Origin of the sequence: Ochrobactrum teleogrylli (assembly GCF_037482325.1) — a bacterium.
In the GTDB taxonomy this organism is placed as follows: Bacteria; Pseudomonadota; Alphaproteobacteria; order Rhizobiales; family Rhizobiaceae; genus Brucella; species Brucella teleogrylli.
Genome location: NZ_JBBHKQ010000001.1, coordinates 767,293 through 785,040 on the forward strand (window position 1 = coordinate 767,293; position 17,748 = coordinate 785,040).

The window sequence follows — 17,748 nt, forward strand, 5'->3', positions numbered from 1 at the left end:
CTGAGACATACCGCATGACAGAGAAAAAAGCGGCGCCGGAAAAGAAGCACGCTCTGGACCAGCAGACATCGTCTTTTACCGACGCTGTTGAAGAGATTGCGCGGAAGCTGCAAAGGCCCTTGCAGCCCGATCTTGAAGACGACTTCATTCGCTATGCGCTCGACAGCGCTGCGATTGTCGCTCACACGGATGTGCGCGGCACCATCACCTATGTCAATCGTAAGTTCTGTGAGATCAGCGGCTATACGGCGCGCGAACTGATCGGCGCGAACCACCGCATCCTGCATTCGGGCGTCCACAGCAAGGACTTCTTTCGCGACATGTATCGCGAGATCGCCCATGGCAAAATCTGGCACGGCGAAATCTGCAACCGGCGCAAGGACGGCTCGCATTACTGGGTCGATACCACCATCGTCCCGCATCTGTCACCTGCTGGAAAGGTGGATAGCTACACGGCCATCCGCTTTGATATTTCCGACCGCAAGAAACTTGAAAGCGCCTTGCGGACCAGCAAGGAACATCTCGACCGGCTGGCCAATCTCGACCCGCTGACCGGACTACCGAACCGCCGCCGTTTTCAGGAATATCTGGAAATGCAGGTGCAGGACCACGAAAGGTCCAACGGCATATTCCATCTGGCGCTGCTCGATGTGGACTCCTTCAAGGAGGTCAATGACACGTTCGGGCATCACGCAGGCGATGTTCTGCTCCAGAATATCGGCAAGCGTCTGCGGTCCTTCGAGGACAGTCAGTTGTTCATGTCGCGCATGGGCGGCGACGAGTTCAGCCTCATTCTCGTCGGCGCGACGGACTGCGAAGCCGATGAGCTTTTCGAAGAAATTCTCGAAGCCATTCGTCAGCCCATGGTGATTGGCACGACTCCACGGCGCATATCGTCCAGCCTCGGCATTGCACGCTTTCCGCGCGATGGCAAGGATGTCGGCAATCTGTTCAAGGCGGCTGACCTTGCGCTGTACAAAGCCAAGGCGCTGGGCCGGGACCGCGTGGAAGTGTTCCAGCCGCAGTTGCGTGAAGTCGCCCGCCGCAAATCCGCGCTCTATGAAGAGATCGAGGGCGGGCTGGAACATGGCGAATTCGAACTGCATTATCAGCCGATCATTCCGCTCCTTTCCGGTCAGGCAATTTCGTTGGAAGCGCTGATGCGCTGGCGTCATCCCGAACGGGGATTGCTCACGCCTGCCTATTTCGGCGAAGGCTTTGAAGACCCGGCCATACGGGCGGCGCTCGGCATGTTCATGCTGGAGCGGATTTTTGCGGATGCTCAATCGCTGCGTCAGGCGGACGCGCCCTTGCATCGCATTGCGATGAACTTGACCAATTCCGATTTCCGCTCGGATATCTTTCTCGACCGCTTCTTTGAATTATGCGCCGAAACCGGTATCGGACCGGAGAGCTTCAGCGCGGAGATGACGGAAGGCATGTTGCTCGGCCTTGCGCAAAAGCGCGTCGAACAGGGTCTCAAACGGCTTCACATGGCAGGCGTGGAAGTCGCCCTTGATGATTTTGGAACCGGCTTCGCCTCGCTCACGCATTTGCGCCGCCTGCCGATTGATCGCCTGAAGATCGACCGCAGCTTTGTAGCCAATATCGCGGCTTCACCGGAAGATCGGGCTATCGTGCGCGGCGTCATTCAGATTGCCCATAGTCTCGGCAAGACGGTGACCGCCGAAGGCGTCGAAACCATCGAACAGATCGACCTTTTGAGTGACATGAAATGCGATCATTTGCAGGGCTGGTATTTCAGTCCCGCCTGTGAGGTGCGCGAGTTGCCGCAGGTTCTGGCCATGATGCCCAAACTGGACGCCGAAAAGCTGCATTAAATAGCCCGCACTTTCCAAGGAGATAGGCCGATGCGCACTGCGCACCGGAATTGTTGCCGTTTTGACATAGTGCGCTTCTTTTTGTCATCGAAGGCCCTTGACAACGTTTACCAGGGCGCGACTCGTGCTATTAATCTTGCATCTCGCCATTGGGGGCTTTGGCGGAGATTCACCGCCCTAGCGCGTTTATTCGCGGCTGGGGCGGTTTCGTTTTGGGGCGCGTTTTAACGCCTTGCAAAATACGCATATCTCGGTTGCAGGATCGGTTGTTGTAAGGCCCGGCTCACGGCTCTATTTTGCAGTTGTTCGGTTTTACTCCTCCTCCCAAAAACCGAACCTGAAGCGCGATACTCCTCCTCCCAATCGCGCTTTACCAATCCGCCCGCAGCAACTCTCCTCCTCCCAAATTGCTGCGGGCGTTTTGCTATCCAGATTTCCCTTAAAAAGATAAATCCTTGATGCGGACCTTTCAGCCCGCGATCTTTCCGCCTGTCATGGGCGCAGGTACGCCTGTTGTGCTTGGAAAACTGATCGGCAAGCCACGCAAGGCGCGCACGGCGAGAAACGCGAAGCACTCAGCCTCAACCGCATCGCCCCGCCAACCTAAGGTCTCGACCGGCACAAGCTCGACGCCAGCACGCTCGACCAGCATACGCATCATCGTCGGGTTGTGACGCCCGCCACCGGAGACGGCCAGCCGGTTCGGGCGCTGTGGCAGAATATCGAGCGCCTTTGCCACAGCCGATGTGGTGAAAGCGGTAAGCGTTGCAGCCCCGTCTTCATCGCTGAGACCATCAGCCATAGCAGCGGTAAAGTCAAAGCGGTCCAGCGATTTCGGAAAAGGCGCGGTCATATAAGGATGTTCAAGTAGTTTGGCGAGGCGCGCTTCGTCAACCTTGCCATGCGCCGCCAGCGCGCCGTCGCGGTCCATCTCGCCCAAACCACGCGCTTTCATGAAATCATTGATCGGCGCATTGGCCGGGCCGGTATCGAAGGCGACCAGCGTGTCGCCGCCATCCCACCATGTAATATTGCCGACACCGCCGAGATTGAGAATTGCCGTATCGCCGCTGGCATCGGCACTGCGCAGCAAAGCCGCGTGATAGATCGCAGCCAGCGGCGCACCCTGTCCGCCTGCACGAATGTCGGCGGTGCGGAAATCGTAGACAACCTTGGTGCCAAGCAAGTCTCTCATCAGCGCACCGTCGCCAAGCTGGCGCGTATCGCCAAGCCGTCCGGGCTGTGGCGCACGATGCAGCACGGTCTGGCCATGAAAACCGACAACGCCGATGTCGGCCATAATCAGGCCGCTTTCTTCAACCAGCTCGCGCACGGCAGCCGATTGCGCTCGGGTCAGGGCATCTTCCGCCTCGGCAAAAATCGCCGGTTCCGGGCCTTCAAAATTCCAAACGCGGGCTTCGGCCTGCGCCTGCTGCAACAGTTCCAGAATACCGTCCGGATAAGGCTTCAGCGCATAGGTGCCGAATATATCGACCGTCTCGCCATCCGTTTTCAAAAGCGCGACGTCGATATTTCCATCGAGAACGGTGCCGGTCATCAGACCCACGGCCCAGATTGGCTGCATAGAATTCTCCAGACTCTCACATTACCGAGAGTCTGAGTATTAAAGGAGTTCGACGTTCAATGGAAATGTCTCAACACTACAGTTGTGCTCTTCGTGTCATGCGCTCACGCGCCCACCCTTTTCCGGCTCGAAGACGTGGCTCGTTGCCGGATCAATGGCGATTGGCAGCACATCGCCTGGACGCACGGTCAAACGCTCACGGAACAGGCAGGTGATCGGCTGCGTGCCGAGCTTGCCCATGACCATGATTTCCGAACCGGTCGGCTCGACAATTTCCACCGTGACCGGGACGCCGCCTTCTGCGATCTTCATATGCTCGGGGCGTACGCCATAGACGGCTTTGGCCGAAAGGCTGGAATAATCCCCTAGCGGGAGCGGCAGGCGGAAGCCGCCCTCAGCGACAAACGTTCCTTCCTCGATCTTGCCATTGATGAAATTCATCGACGGCGAGCCGATGAAGCCCGCAACGAACATATTGGCCGGGCGATCATAAAGGTCGAGCGGCGCGCCGATCTGCTCGACCAGACCATCGCGCATCACCACAATCTTGTCGGCCATGGTCATGGCTTCGATCTGGTCGTGGGTCACATAGATGGTGGTGGTCTTCAGGCGCTGATGCAGGCCCTTGATCTCGCCGCGCATCTGCACGCGCAGCTTGGCATCAAGGTTGGAGAGCGGTTCGTCGAACAGGAACACCTGCGGATCGCGCACAATGGCGCGGCCCATGGCCACGCGCTGGCGCTGACCTCCGGAAAGCTGGCGCGGAAAGCGGTCGAGCAGCTTGTTGAGGCCGAGAATTTCGGCTGCACGCGCAACGCGGTTGTCGCGCTCTTCCTTGGGCGCGTTCTTGAGCATGAGCGCGAAGCCCATATTGTCGGCAACCGTCATATGCGGATAAAGCGCATAGTTCTGGAATACCATGGCGATGTCGCGTTCCTTGGCGCGCAGGTCGTTGACCACGCGCGGACCGATGGCGATTTCGCCGTCGCTGATTTCCTCAAGCCCTGCGATCATACGCAGAAGCGTGGACTTTCCACAGCCCGAAGGGCCAACGAGCACGACGAACTCGCCGTCCTCGATGCTGACTGACACGCCGTGCAGAACACCGACATTGCCATATTTCTTGACTGCATTACGGATGGATACAGATGCCATCTTGAACCTCAACTCTTATTTGACGGCGCCTGCGGTTAGACCTGCAACGATCTGGCGCTGTGCGAAGACGGTAAGCAACAGAACAGGCAGAGTGACCACAAGTGCTGCGGCAGCAAGCGGCCCCCAGCTCACCTGTTCGAAGGAAAGCATGTTATAGACAGCGACCGGCAGCGTGCGCGTTTCGCGGCTTGCGAGCACGATCCCGAACACGAAATTGTTCCAGGAGAAGATCACTGCAAGAATAAGCGACACCACGATGCCGGGCTTGGCAATGGGCAGCGCTACTTTGAGAAACACCTGCAACGAGGACGCGCCGTCGATTATCGCCGCCTCTTCCAGTTCCATCGGCGTCGTTTCGAAATAACCGATCATGATCCAGATCACGATTGGAACAGTGACGACCAGATGGATGATGATCTGCGGCCACAACGTGCCGAGCAGACCCAGTGTTTGGAACAGAAGGAACAGCGGGATCAGATAGGACAGACCCGGCGTCATGCGGGCGATCATGATGACAATCGCCGATTTATGCGCCTTGAGTCGCGCGATGCCGTAGCCCGCTGGAACCCCGACCAGAAGGGCGAGCAGTGTCGCCATGCCGGTCACCAGAAGGCTGTTCCAGAAATAGAGCAGAAAATCATTGGCTTCGAAAATCTGCGTATAGTTCGACCAGGCGAAACGTTCCGGGATCAGGATCGGCGGATAGGCACCGTTGTCGATTTCGTATTTGAGCGAAAGCGACAGCATCCAGATGAAAAAGAAAAGCGCCGGCGAAACGATAACGAAAACAAGAAGCGCAGTGCCGAGCTTCGACAGAATTGACTTGCGTGCCATGAGCCGGTCCTCAAGCGTTCCATTTGGTCCGCTGGCGAAGCGCCAGCAGGATCATGGACATGGCGATGATCACGATGAAAAACACAACGGCAATCGCCGAAGCATATCCGATGTCGTAATAGGAAAACGCCACGTTATAGAGATAGATGTTGATGGTTTCCGAGGCCGTGCCGGGGCCGCCCTGCGTCATCGCATAGATGATGTCGAAGCTTTTCAGCGCATCGATCGAGCGGATGATGACGGCCACCATGATGAAAGGCAGGATCATCGGAAGCGTGATGTAACGGAATTTCTGCCAGCCATTCGCGCCGTCGATTTCAGCGCTTTCGAACGGATCGCGCGGCATGGAAGCAAGACCACCCAGCACGATCAGCATGACCAGCGGTGTCCATTGCCAGGTCTCGACCGCGACCAGCGACGGAATGACGGTGTTCTGGTTGAAAATCCATTCCTGCGGACCGATCCCGATCAGCGACAGGAGATAGTTCAGCACACCAAGCTGCGGGTGATACATCATTGTCCAGACCAGCGCGACGGCAACAGGTGTCGCCATCATCGGCATGACGAAGATACCGCGCAACAGGCCCCGCATCGGCAGCTTGCTGTCGAAAATCAGCGCGGCAATCGTGCCCAGCACCATCGGCGCCACCACGGACAGAACCGTATAGACGGCCGTGTGCCACATGGAATCCCAGAAGCGCGCATCGGCTGCCAGACGGATATAATTGTCGAAGCCGACGAAGCTGATGCCTCCGCCGAGCTGCCATTGATTGGTGCTCATCCAGAGGGTGAACAGCCAAGGGAAGACGATCACCGCCCCGACGGTGATCAAGGCGGGAAGCACAAACGGCCAGTAACTCGGCTTCAGATGGCTTTTGCCAGACTTGCCACCGGTTCTGGTTGCGGAAGCCGCCTTTGTGGCGGCCTCCCCATTCATGCTCTTTGTTGCTCCTGTCGGGGCGGCAGATGTCATTTTCCTTCGCTCCGTGCGAGGACCGGACGGAATTCTTCCGTCGCGCGCTTCATTTCAGCTTCTGCTTCGGCACCATTCAGAAGATTGGTGAGGCCAACGCCCATGATGTCGCGGAATTCCGTGACCGGGACGATAACCGGCAGGCAGAGCTGGCTGATTGGTGCGGATTTCGACAGGGCTTCGACCCAGCCTTCCGGCATGGTCACGCCCTTGCGCACTTCCGCATCGTCGATGATCGACTTGCGGAACGGAACGCCCGAACCCGTCTGCAGCAGACGAGCGCCCATTTCTTTCGAAATGGCCCACTGGCAGTAGAGATAGGCGGCTTCCTTCTTGGTCGAAGCTTCGGTCACGCCGATGCCGTCGCCGGTGGTCGGTGCAGCCTGGGCCTTCGGTCCAGCCGGGATGACGCCATAGCCGACCTTGCCGACAACGCGCGACTTGTTCGGATCTTCGAGCGGCGGCGCAAAGCCGATACCGTCGAGCCACATGCCGACTTTGCCTTGCAGGAAGCTCGACTGGCATTCGGCCCAGTTGAAACCGGCAACACCGGGAGGTGCCGCTTTGGTCATCAGGCGCTGATAGAGCTTGGCGGCTTCGATGGCTTCTGCCGAATCCGTCTTCAGATTGCCGTCGGCATCGACCGAGCTCTGGCCATAGCCGAGCATCAGGCTCGTCCAGACCGGAACATTGGCGTTCTTCATGCCGCGGGCCACGAAGCCGTAGGTGTTCGAAGACGGATCGGTCAGCGCTTCCGCAGCCTTCACCAGTTCTTCGAAGGTCTTCGGATATTCGATACCCTTGGCTGCGAACAGGTCCTTGTTCCAGTAGATGATCCAGTAATCGACCGAGAACGGCAATGCGCCGAAGCGGCCATTGGCGTCCTTGGCGAAGGTCAGACCAGCGCTTGCGAAATCGTTTTCCGTCAGCGACGCATCGGTCAGCGTCGGGTCTTTCAGGAACGGGTTGAGATCGGCAAGCCAGCCGCCCTTTTCGAACTGGCGCTTCTGCACGTGATAGCTGATGTGAATGACGTCGAAGCTCGGGCGACCGGAGGTCAGTTCGATGACCGCCTTCTGGCGCTGCTGCTGTTCCGGCATCTGTTCGGAATGAACCTTGATGCCCGTCAGCTCTTCGAATTCCTTCTCATGCTTCTGAAGGATTTCGCCGCGCGGGCTCTTGATGAGATTCACCTCAAGCGTGGTGCCCGCATATTTCTTCCAGTCAACCGTGGAAGCGGCGAAAGACGGGCTGATGCCTGTCACGCCGGATGCGGCGATGGCCGCTGAACCCGCCAGAAACTGGCGACGTGTCGGATGAAATAGTTTCATTCTGCTCCTCCCCTATGTTTCAAACCCGGCAACTCCTCTTGCTGGGCCTTTGTTTGATCTAGATGTGTAAAGCCAGCTTCCGCGCATTGTTGATATGAACGGCGATGGCATCCATGGCGATTTGCGGGTCGCGGGTTTCAATCGCCAACAACACCGCAAGATGTTCCTGCATGACCGGAATGACGCGCCCGGTGATCCGGAAACGCTCCTGATTGATCAGGCGCATCTTGATCGTATTCGTCTGGTAAGCGCGCCAGATGATTTCATTGTCGAGCGAGGCGACAATGGTGTCGTGCAGGCTCCAGTCGATATTCTGCGCCCGCTCCTCAAGCTCCGGCGTTTCGCCTTCGCTCATGGCGCGGTTCAGCGTGTCTTCGTGCTCGGCCCGCAGCGAACGCAGCACCTCGTCGGAAGCCGACTGGCAGAAAATCGCCACCGACTCCTTCTCGATAAACAGGCGAAACTGGAAAGCCTCACGGATGAGATTGAGATCAATATGGGCGATCTGAAGCCCGCGCTGGGGCACGGTCTTGATCAGACCTTCCGCCTCGAGCCGGGGGATCAGTTCGCGGATCGCGCCGAGCGGCAGGCCGGTCATGGTCACGAGCTGGCGTTGTGAGACGAACTGGCCCGGATGGAAATCACGCGCCAGCAAATGCTGGGTAAAGCTCTGATAGGCCTTGTCCCGCAACTTCACCGGCTCGTTCTGATCTTCCGCCAAGGCTTTGTCCTCTCCCAACCGCTTTGGTTATACTGCGGAAACGTCTCCCACATTTCCGCAGCATGTCTGCACGCTTATGCCCGGCTCAGGCCGCCTTTGCCATATGCAATCCGGCAAATACACTGCCAATTGCATCGAAATCCGCATCATTCAGCGCGACCAGCGGTGCACGGACACGGCGCCATTCCTGGTCGCCGGTATGCCGCGCCACCAGCGCCTTCACCGCAGGCGTCACCGGATAGTTGAGAAGCTTGCGCACAGCATCGACCAGTTCGGCATCGTCCTGCCCGTCATTGATCATGCGTAGCAGGCGGTCCGGGAACAGATTGGCCATGCCGGAAATCGCGCCCTGCCCGCCGAGACGAACACCGGCGGCGAGATCACGCTCGTCGCCGATCAGGATTGCAATGTCCTTATGCGCAGCCAGAAGCTTCTCGGTATAAGCCCAGTTGCCCGATGAATCCTTCACGCCAGAGATAATCGCGCCGAAAGCAACGCGCAGGCGGCCGACCAGATCGACCGAAAGTTCAACCGCCGTCACCGAGGGGATGTTGTAAAGGATGATATCGCGCGCATCCGAACCGAGACCCTTCAGCACGGCGGAGAACCAGTTGAAAAGGCCATCGTCGGAAAGGTTCTTGAAATAGGACGGCGGCGCCAGAAGAATGGCCTTGCAGCCGCGACGCAGCGCATCGCCCGACTGAAGCACCGCATCGGCAATGGAGTTCTCCATCACGCCGACAACGATATTGGCTGCTGGAAATCCCTGCGCGATGAATGCGTCGAGAAGCGCTGCGCGCTCCGCATCGCCAACCGAAGATCCTTCGCCGGTGGTGCCGAACAGCGTGACGCTGGAACAGCCATGATCGAGGCGCGCACGCGCGTGCTTGAGTGCACGGTTGACGTCGATCTTGCCATCCGCATCGAATGGCGTGGTGAGCGCTGCAGAAAGCCCGAAGCGCTTCTGCGCAGAATTGTTTTGCGGCCCAGAATCTGTTGGCAAAGCCGTCTCCTCCCAAGATTGAACTGTAAGTTGGCACATACTAACATGTTAGTAAATAGTCAATTCGAGTTCACTGTGCATTTATGTAAATTTTGGGGATTGGAGATTTAAACCGGAAACAGTCCGCTTTCCATAAATGCCTGCACTTCTGCCCGGCTTGGCGAACCGGAGCGTCCGCCGAATCGTGCGCATTTGATGGCGGCGGCGGCATTGGCAAAGCGGATAATGTCATGCATCGCGCCGCCTTCGACCAACCCGAGCGCGAAAGCGCCATGAAAGACATCGCCCGCAGCGAGCGTGTCGACCGCCTTTACGGGAAACCCGGCGACATGCTGCACCGAATGCCCGGCCCGTTCAGTCCAGTAGCACCCCTGCGCGCCAGCGGTAACGGCTGTGAAAACATCATAGCGGCTGGCCAGTATCGCGACGCATTCGCTCAAATTCGCCGTTCCCGTCAGGCTGATGGCGGCGGGTTCTGACGCGACAATATGCGTTGCAAGCGGCAACAGTCGTTCAAGGCGTTCGACCGGGGCCGTGTCTGCATCAAGAATGGCGGGTATACCGGCGCGACGCGCGGCCTTGAGGCCGGTTTCTGCGGCCCAAGCCCAACGGACATCGGCCATGACCGCTGCAAATGCACCTGTTTCGACAGGCGGCACGCTTGAAGCCGGGCTACCCAGTTGCGGATCATAGAACGGCACGATCACGCGCTCGCCGGACGGATCAACCAGAATCGACGAAAACGCGGTGCGCGCGCCTGGAAGCCTGCGAATATGAGAGCAGTCGATGCCTTCGGCCCGCAATTCAGCAATCACCCGCTCGCCGGTGGCGTCGTCGCCGGTCGATGCCCAAAGCGCCACATCGCCCCCAAGACGGGCGATGGCGGCTGCGGCACTCGATGCCATACCGGCTGCGATCTGCACCGCTTCTCTGGGCAGATATTTCCCGGCTTTTTCCGGCAATGCGTCAAGGCGGAGGATTGTGTCGAGCGTAAGGGCGCCCAGGCAGAGAATAGTGCGGCTCATAATATGCGATCCAGAACTTGCAAGAATCTGACAGCGTCCTCCCCGGATCGCGCCGCTCTCGCCATATCACGTTTTCGCCAGTTGCAAAGCGTCCGTCGCACCAAGCCAGAAGGCGCGCAGGCTGTTGCGCCAAACAGCAAAAGCCCTGCTATCCATTTGTTTCGACAAAGCTTCCGTCATAAAGCCATCATGCAAAATTGCTGAAATGGACCGGAAATTTTTTCTCGCTGAAAGCTCATGCTTGAGAAAGAAAGGCCAAAGAATTTCAATATTATGCGATGCGGTTTAATCTCGACAATGCATAAGATGCAAATTACGCTTTCGGCATGAATCAGTCGGTCCAGCGGCGTGCCGTATTCTTTATTGGCGGGTATGATCCGAAAACGCCAGACGCGTTTTTCAAGCGGCTGCGTAAGGAAATTGCTCGTTTCGACACGCTGTGGGGCTACCAGTCAGCGGTCTCTTCCGTGGATCAGGCACCCGATCACGAGATCGGGCTTGCAACCATCGAAACCCGTGCTGCGCACGAAGATTGGTCAACGACGACCGATTTCAATTTTCTCGCACTCGACAGCATCGTATTGGCAGATTTCGCCCGGCCCCTGCCTGTTCGGCTCGGCAAATATCTGCGCGCTTTTGCCGACTTCGTCTTTTCCGGCACGGCTTTCCAATTCTTTGCCAAAGCTTGGCGCTTCGGGCTTTATTTCCTCTATCCTTTCCTCGCAATCGTCCTGTTCGCGCTGTTGGGATATGCCGCCGTTCGTCTCACGGCGCATTGGCTTGGCGCACTTGGCTGGATCATCGGGCTTGCCGTGTTCTCGGTCGCATTGATGGTGCTGGGCAAACGCTGGTCCACCAATCATCTGATGGATCTCTGGTCCTTCTCGTTGAGCTTCTTTCGCGGCAGGCGACCGGATGCCGAAGCGCTGATGCAGCGTTTTGCGGAAAGCATTGTCCAGCGCGTCAGAGCGGGCAGATATGACGAGGTCATCCTGATCGGCCACAGCACCGGCGGCATGCTGATGCTGGATGTCGCCGCCCGTTGTCTGGCCATAGACCAAGCCTTTTCAACGCGCGCGCCGAAGGTTACCATTCTGACGCTTGGTTCCACGGCGCTCAAGGCGGGCTACCATCCGGCAGCCAAGAGATTTCGTGAAGACGTGCAAAGACTTACCGATGATGGTAAGCTTGAGTGGGTGGAAATCCAGTGCCTCACCGACGCTATCAACTTCTATAAAACCGACCCGGTGGCGGAAATGAAGCTCAAGCGTGCGGAGGGCAGAAGGTTTCCGTTCGTGCGTCAGGTGCGCACCAAGGATATGCTGCTGGCCGAGACTTACACGCGGGTGAGGCGCAATCTCTTTCGCGTGCATTATCAATATGTATTCGGCAATACGAAGCCCTATTGGTACGATTTCTTTCAGGTCTGCTGCGGCCCGATTTTCCTCGCAGACCGTGTGCGTGACCATATTGTGGGCGGCTCGTCGCCAGAAAAGGATATTTCCGAATGACGCCCACCTTGGCAATGATCGTTTGGGCCGTTGGCCTCGTTGCGTGGGTGGTCATCCGGGTGCCGCACCAGCGGCGCGCCCGCAAGATCAAAGTTACGACCAATGCCAAGACACTGCCCGACCGGGCGGCGCTGGCTGCCGCGACCGTCGGCCTGTCGCTGATCCCGATTATCTATGTTGCAACGGGCTTTCCAGCATTTGCTGATTATACCTTTCAGCCGTGGCTCGGCTGGATCGGCCTTGTCGTGGAACTCGCCTTTCTATGGCTGTTTCATGCAAGTCATCGCCAGCTCGGCAAGAACTGGTCGGTGTCGCTGGAAATCCGCAAGGAACACAAACTCGTGACGGATGGGCTCTATAAATATGTCCGCCATCCGATGTATTTATCGTTCTGGCTTTGGGCGATAGCGCAGTTTTGCCTGCTCCCCAACTGGTTCGCCGGACTGGCGGGCATTGTTGGTGTCGGCATTCTCTATTTTTACCGCGTAGGCCATGAAGAAGCGATGATGCGCAACGCATTCGGCGCTTCATATGACGAATATGCCAGGCGCACCGGACGTATTATTCCGAGACCTTGGCCATAACCCCGGTATTTTTACATGACGAACAAATCAGGCAATTCGGCGAAAAATTTCATCAGCCGCCGCTTTCTGCTGCTTTCTGGCCTTGTGCTAGCCGCGATGCCGGTCGCAGCACACGCCAAATCGGCGAAACCTGCCGGACAGGTGCCCGCTACGAATGACAAGACGGGAAACGCCGCCCAGCCGGGACGCCCCGACGTCTATCTCCTGCGCGGTTTCGCCAATATCTTTTCCGCCGGCATCGATGAAATCGGTGCAGAATTGCAGGCCGCAGGTGTAGATGCGCATGTCGATGGCAACGCCGCCTGGCGGCTCGTCGCCAACCGGATTATTGCCGACCGGCAGAAATATGGCCCGCAGCCGGTCATTCTCGTCGGCCATTCATTGGGTGCCAATGCCATTATTTCCATCGCCGAAGTCCTTGAGAAAAAAGGCATTCGCGTGGATTACATGGCCTCGTTTGCCGCCACGGCACCCGATCCCTTGCCAGGAAATATCCGCCGCGTTGTGAATTTCTATTTCTCGCAGCACGGTTGGGGGCTTCCGCTGGTGCCCGGCCCCCGTTTCAAGGGGAAGCTGGACAACCGCGATTTCTCCGGCGTGAAGGAAGTCGGCCATTTCAACATCGAAAAACAACGCCCGCTGCAGGCGGAAGTCGTCCGCGATATTCTCCGTATTCTTCAATAACGGCCAGCAACAACACGCGTTTCTGCTAATAATGGCATCACTCATTATCACGAAGTGAACAACTGCCGCTCTCAATCAATTTAATTGCCGGGCGGCACCGTTGTGTTAGCGTTCGGACAGCCGGTATTACGGCGTATCCCTTCGTTGACAGGAGCGTTGAGTGAAGCGTTGGGTTGTTTGGGGTGTCCCGATCCTATTGGTTGCCGGTGCCGGTTTTGTCGGCTGGCAACATACCACGAAACAGAACGGCACCAGTGCTCCAAACGCAGTTCAGACAGACAGTCGAAAAGGCGGTAGCCGCTCGGCCAGTGCCGAGCATGCCGTCAAGGTCGCGGTTGCAACCGCTGGATCGCTGCCGATCCAGCGCAGCACCATCGGCACGGTGGTTGCCGTCGCCTCCACCGCAGTCAACAGTCCCGAGCCCGGCAATGTGGCCATCCTCAAGGTCAAGGACGGGGCCATCGTCAGAAAGGGCGACCTGATCGCTCAACTTGATGACCGAGCCATCCGCGCCACCGTCGTGAAAGATCAGGCTTCCGTCGCCAAATCGCAGGCCACGCTGAACAATGCGCAAATCCTGCTGAAGCGGATGCAAGACCTTGTCAACAAGGGCGTCAGTACATCGCAGGCGGGCGATGATGCGCTGGCCGCTCTCAAAGTGGCTGAAGCCCAGTTGCAAGTCGATCAGGCACAGCTGGCGGCTGATCAGGTGACCCTCGACAACACCCGGATTATAGCGCCTTTCGACGGCCAGCTTGGCGCCGTGCTTGTATCCGCTGGCGCCTATCTTTCCGCCGGTTCGCCGGTCGCGACCATCACGCAGATGAAGCCGATTTACGCAGATTTTACACTAGCGGAAACGGATATCGCGCTGATCCGCGAAACGCTCGCCACCGGCACACTAAAAGCCACAGCTTCCGCAGTATCGGCTGACGGCAGGGATATTTCGGAAAGCGGCCCGGTCAGTTTCCTTGACAACACAATCGACGAGGCCAGCGGCACCGTGCGTCTGCGCGCCACGCTGGACAATCAATCCGGCAATTTCTGGCCAGGCCAATCGCTGCGTGTACTGGTGGAAGCCGGACAGGCAGACAATCTGGTGCTTGTGCCCGGCGTTGCCGTGCAGCCGCAGGAAAGCGGTTCGATCAGCTATGTCGTGAAGACGGATAACAGCATCGAAGTGCGCCCGGTCACGGTTGCGCTTCGCGCCAATGGCATGGCCGGTCTCAGCGCTGGCCTGCAACCCGGTGAAAAGGTCGTGACCGAAGGTCAGGCCTCGCTTGCCAATGGCAGCAAGGTCAAACTGGCCAGCAACGACGCAGAGACAAAAGTCTCGTCCAACTGAATGAAGGCACCAGGGCGATGAACATTTCCGAAGTCTTCATTCGCCGCCCGGTTGCGACGATCCTCCTTGTCATCGGCGGATTGATCGGCGGCATCGCGGCTTATCTCCAGCTTCCAGTCGCGGCTCTACCCGAGGCGGATTTTCCGACCGTCAACGTGTCGGCACAGCTGGCAGGCGCGTCGCCGGATACCATGGCATCGTCTGTCGCAACCCCGCTTATCAAGCAATTCGAGACGATTGCGGGTATCGATACGATCAGCGCCACCTCGTCGCTCGGCAACACGTCGATCACGCTTCAGTTCAACCTGTCGCGCAATATCGACGCGGCAGCTGCCGACGTGCAGGCGGCGATTACCCGCGCCCAGCGTCAGTTGCCCGACAATCTGACCACGCCGCCAAGCTACCGCAAGGCCAATCCAGCCGATGCGCCGGTCATCATTCTGGCGCTCACCGGCGACGGCGCACGCCTGACGCAGATGGACGACATCGCGCAGAACATCATATCGCCAGCGCTTTCCACCATTTCAGGCGTTGCGCAGGCGCAGGTCTACGGCTCCAAAACCTATGCCGTGCGCGTCGAGGTCGATCCCGACAAACTCGACAGTCGCAGCCTGTCGCTGTCTGGCCTTGGCGATACCATCGCCGCCGCGAACAGCCAGACGCCAGTCGGCACATTGCAGAACGGGTCGCAGGCGCTGACTGTCAATGCCAAAACCCAGCGCACCAATGCTGAAGAGTTCAAAAGCCTGATCATCTCCGGCAGCGGCAATCGCATCGTCCGCCTCTCGGATGTAGCCAATGTTCTCGACAGCGTGGAAAACATCAATCAGGGCAGCTGGCTGGACGGCAAACAGTCAATCGCGCTTGCCGTTCAGCGCCAGCCGGGATCGAACACGGTTGCCGTTGTCGATGCGATCAAGGCCAAGCTGCCGGAGATCGAAGCCGCCCTGCCCGCGCAGATGCATATTTCTGTCGTCAACGACGTCTCCCGGTCGATCCGCGATGCGGTGGCCGATGTTCAAAAGACGCTTGGCATTACGATTGCGCTCGTCGTGCTGGTTATCTTTTTGTTTCTCGGCCAGTTCTGGGCGACGATGATCCCCGGCCTTGCCGTGCCGCTTTCGCTGGTTGCGACATTTGCCGCCATGTATGCGTTCGGCTTTTCCATCGACAATATCTCGTTGCTTGCCCTCACACTGGCGGTCGGCCTTGTGGTGGACGATGCCATCGTGATGCTTGAAAATATCGTGCGCTATACCGAACAGGGGATGCAGCCTTTTGAGGCTGCCATCAAGGGCAGTCAGGAAGTGACCGGCACGATCATTTCCATGTCGCTGTCGCTTGTGGCGGTGTTTCTGCCCATTCTCCTGATGGGCGGCATCGTCGGGCGTGTGCTGAACGAATTCGGCATGGTGGTGACACTCGCCATTCTCTCCTCGGCGCTCGTGTCGCTGACCGTGACGCCGATGCTCGCCGCACGCCTGCCGCACAAGGAAATCAAACCGGGCCGGATCGCTCGCCTGTTCGATCAGGTGACAGAAAGCTATGGGCGCGCTGTCGGCTGGTGCCTCAGGCATCGGGCGCTGGTGCTGCTGGTGTTCGGCCTCAGTTTCCTTGGCTCGATCTGGTCGTTCACGACGCTGCCGCGCAGCTTCTTCCCGCAGGAAGACATTGGCCTTCTCACCATTTCCACGCAAGCGCGGCAGGATATTTCCTATCAAGCGATGCGCAATCTCCAACAGCAGGCGGCGGCGATCGTCTCCGACAACCCAGCGGTTCAGCACGTTACGGCGTCACTCGGCAGCGGCCCCGGCGGCTCGACCTTCAACACCGGTTCGCTGATGGTGCAGCTGAAAGCGCGAGACACCCGCCCTCCGCTCGACCAGACCTTGAGCGCGTTGCGCAAATCGCTCGCCGCCCTTCCCGGTATCACCGCCTATATAACGCCGGTGCAAAATCTCCGTTTCGGCGGACGCAGCACGCAGAGCCAGTATCAGATTGTGCTGCAATCGCTCGATGCCGACGAAGCCCGGTCCTGGTCGGTGAAACTGGCCGACGCCATGAAGGCCGAACCGCAAACCTTTGTCGATGTGGCGTCCGACCTGCAAAACAACGCGCTGCAAGCGAGTATCGAAATCGATCACGACAAGGCGGGAAGTCTTGGCATCAGCTCGCAGGCGATCCGCAGCACACTGGAAGCCGCCTATGGAACGCTGACGGTTTCGCAAATCCAGACCACCGGCAACAGCTATGATGTCATTCTGGAACTCGATCAGAACCGCCAGTGGGACGAAACGCAACTCGGCGCGCTGCGTGTGCCCTCATCGTCGGGCGCTCTGGTTCCGCTGGCCAGTTTTGCCAGCATCAAGCGGACCAACGGGCCGGTGACCGTCAACCAGTCGGGACAGCTCGCATCGGTCACGCTGTCCTTCAACCTGCCCGCAGGTGTTTCGCTTGGCACCGCAACCGACCGCGTGACGGCACTGCGCAGTGAAATCGGCATGCCGGCCTCGGTATCGGCGCGGCCTTCGGGCGCGGCGCAGATTTTTGCCCAATCGACCGGCAATATGGGTCTGCTGATCCTCGCCGCCGTTGCGACGATCTATATCGTACTCGGCGTTCTCTACGAGAGTTTCGCGCATCCGCTGACCATCCTGTCCGGCCTGCCATCCGCCGCGTTCGGTGCGCTGATCACGCTCCAGCTATCCGGTTTCGACCTGTCGATCATTGCGCTGATCGGGCTTTTGATGCTGATCGGCATCGTCAAGAAGAACGCGATCATGATGGTCGATGTCGCGCTCTACCTGAAGCGTGATGAAAACCATGCGCCGGAAGAAGCAATCCATCAGGCAGCCATTCGCCGTTTTCGCCCCATCATGATGACGACCTTCTGCGCGCTTCTGGCAGCGGTTCCTGTCGCGCTTGGCGGCGGTCAAGGGTCAGAGCTGCGCCAGCCGCTTGGTGTGGCGGTGGTGGGCGGCCTTCTACTCAGTCAGGTGCTGACACTGTTCATCACACCGGTGATTTTTGTGGAAATTGACCGTCTGGCAAGTGCACGCTGGTTCCGCAGCCACAAGGTCGAATCCTCCTAGAGCCTGAATATCTCTAGATAGACCCACCTTTTGAAAGGGGAGGAAACCCTACCAACCATGAAAA

Annotated in this window: 14 protein-coding genes; 6 read left to right on the plus strand and 8 right to left on the minus strand. The window is 58.3% G+C overall.

The genetic code is table 11. The features are described from left to right. Positions 1-14 precede the first annotated feature (14 nt). The gene (locus WIX40_RS03625; RefSeq protein ID WP_339438530.1) at positions 15-1,841 is read left to right on the plus strand and encodes a putative bifunctional diguanylate cyclase/phosphodiesterase; all 1,827 of its coding nucleotides are present in this window, start codon (positions 15-17) and stop codon (positions 1,839-1,841) included. A gap of 469 nt (positions 1,842-2,310) precedes the next feature. Here the strand turns inward: WIX40_RS03625 and WIX40_RS03630 are convergent, their stop codons facing one another. The 8 genes from WIX40_RS03630 to WIX40_RS03665 form a co-directional block, all read right to left on the minus strand. Further along, the gene (locus WIX40_RS03630) at positions 2,311-3,426 is read right to left on the minus strand and encodes an anhydro-N-acetylmuramic acid kinase (RefSeq protein WP_339438532.1); all 1,116 of its coding nucleotides are present in this window, start codon (positions 3,424-3,426) and stop codon (positions 2,311-2,313) included. Between the two features lie 96 nt (positions 3,427-3,522). Further along, complete coding sequence (locus tag WIX40_RS03635; protein WP_339438534.1) at positions 3,523-4,581, minus strand: ABC transporter ATP-binding protein; 1,059 nt, start codon at positions 4,579-4,581, stop codon at positions 3,523-3,525. A gap of 15 nt (positions 4,582-4,596) precedes the next feature. Then, complete coding sequence (locus tag WIX40_RS03640; protein ID WP_140023634.1) at positions 4,597-5,415, minus strand: carbohydrate ABC transporter permease; 819 nt, start codon at positions 5,413-5,415, stop codon at positions 4,597-4,599. 10 nt (positions 5,416-5,425) lie between these two features. Beyond that, positions 5,426-6,388 carry a carbohydrate ABC transporter permease gene (locus WIX40_RS03645; protein WP_339438537.1) on the minus strand — a complete coding sequence of 321 codons (963 nt, stop codon included), beginning with the start codon at positions 6,386-6,388 and terminating at the stop codon, positions 5,426-5,428. Continuing rightward, a complete protein-coding gene (locus WIX40_RS03650; RefSeq protein WP_339438539.1) occupies positions 6,385-7,719 on the minus strand; it encodes an ABC transporter substrate-binding protein in 1,335 nt (444 codons plus the stop codon). Before WIX40_RS03650 ends, WIX40_RS03645 begins: the two co-directional genes overlap by 4 nt. Positions 7,720-7,777: 58 nt before the next feature. Beyond that, positions 7,778-8,440 carry a GntR family transcriptional regulator gene (locus tag WIX40_RS03655; RefSeq protein ID WP_339438541.1) on the minus strand — a complete coding sequence of 221 codons (663 nt, stop codon included), beginning with the start codon at positions 8,438-8,440 and terminating at the stop codon, positions 7,778-7,780. 85 nt (positions 8,441-8,525) lie between these two features. Beyond that, positions 8,526-9,482 carry a dihydrodipicolinate synthase family protein gene (locus WIX40_RS03660; protein ID WP_339438543.1) on the minus strand — a complete coding sequence of 319 codons (957 nt, stop codon included), beginning with the start codon at positions 9,480-9,482 and terminating at the stop codon, positions 8,526-8,528. 68 nt (positions 9,483-9,550) lie between these two features. Next, positions 9,551-10,468, minus strand: a complete 918-nt coding sequence (locus WIX40_RS03665) for a PfkB family carbohydrate kinase (protein WP_109367669.1) — start codon at positions 10,466-10,468, stop codon at positions 9,551-9,553. Between the two features lie 326 nt (positions 10,469-10,794). Here WIX40_RS03665 and WIX40_RS03670 point away from each other — a divergent pair, with 326 nt between their 5' ends. The 5 genes from WIX40_RS03670 (at position 10,795) to WIX40_RS03690 (ending at position 17,684) form a co-directional block, all read left to right on the plus strand. Further along, positions 10,795-11,979 (plus strand): lipase, encoded by a 1,185-nt coding sequence (locus WIX40_RS03670; protein ID WP_339438545.1) that lies wholly within the window; start codon positions 10,795-10,797, stop codon positions 11,977-11,979. Further along, complete coding sequence (locus WIX40_RS03675; protein WP_339438547.1) at positions 11,976-12,563, plus strand: protein-S-isoprenylcysteine O-methyltransferase; 588 nt, start codon at positions 11,976-11,978, stop codon at positions 12,561-12,563. Before WIX40_RS03670 ends, WIX40_RS03675 begins: the two co-directional genes overlap by 4 nt. Before the next feature lie 51 nt (positions 12,564-12,614). Further along, on the plus strand, positions 12,615-13,247 hold the full coding sequence (locus tag WIX40_RS03680; protein WP_140024011.1) for a lipase: 633 nt from the start codon (positions 12,615-12,617) through the stop codon (positions 13,245-13,247). A gap of 358 nt (positions 13,248-13,605) precedes the next feature. Beyond that, positions 13,606-14,592 (plus strand): efflux RND transporter periplasmic adaptor subunit, encoded by a 987-nt coding sequence (locus WIX40_RS03685; RefSeq protein WP_235858982.1) that lies wholly within the window; start codon positions 13,606-13,608, stop codon positions 14,590-14,592. 17 nt (positions 14,593-14,609) lie between these two features. Beyond that, positions 14,610-17,684, plus strand: a complete 3,075-nt coding sequence (locus WIX40_RS03690) for an efflux RND transporter permease subunit (RefSeq protein ID WP_339438549.1) — start codon at positions 14,610-14,612, stop codon at positions 17,682-17,684. The last annotated feature ends 64 nt before the right edge of the window (positions 17,685-17,748 follow it).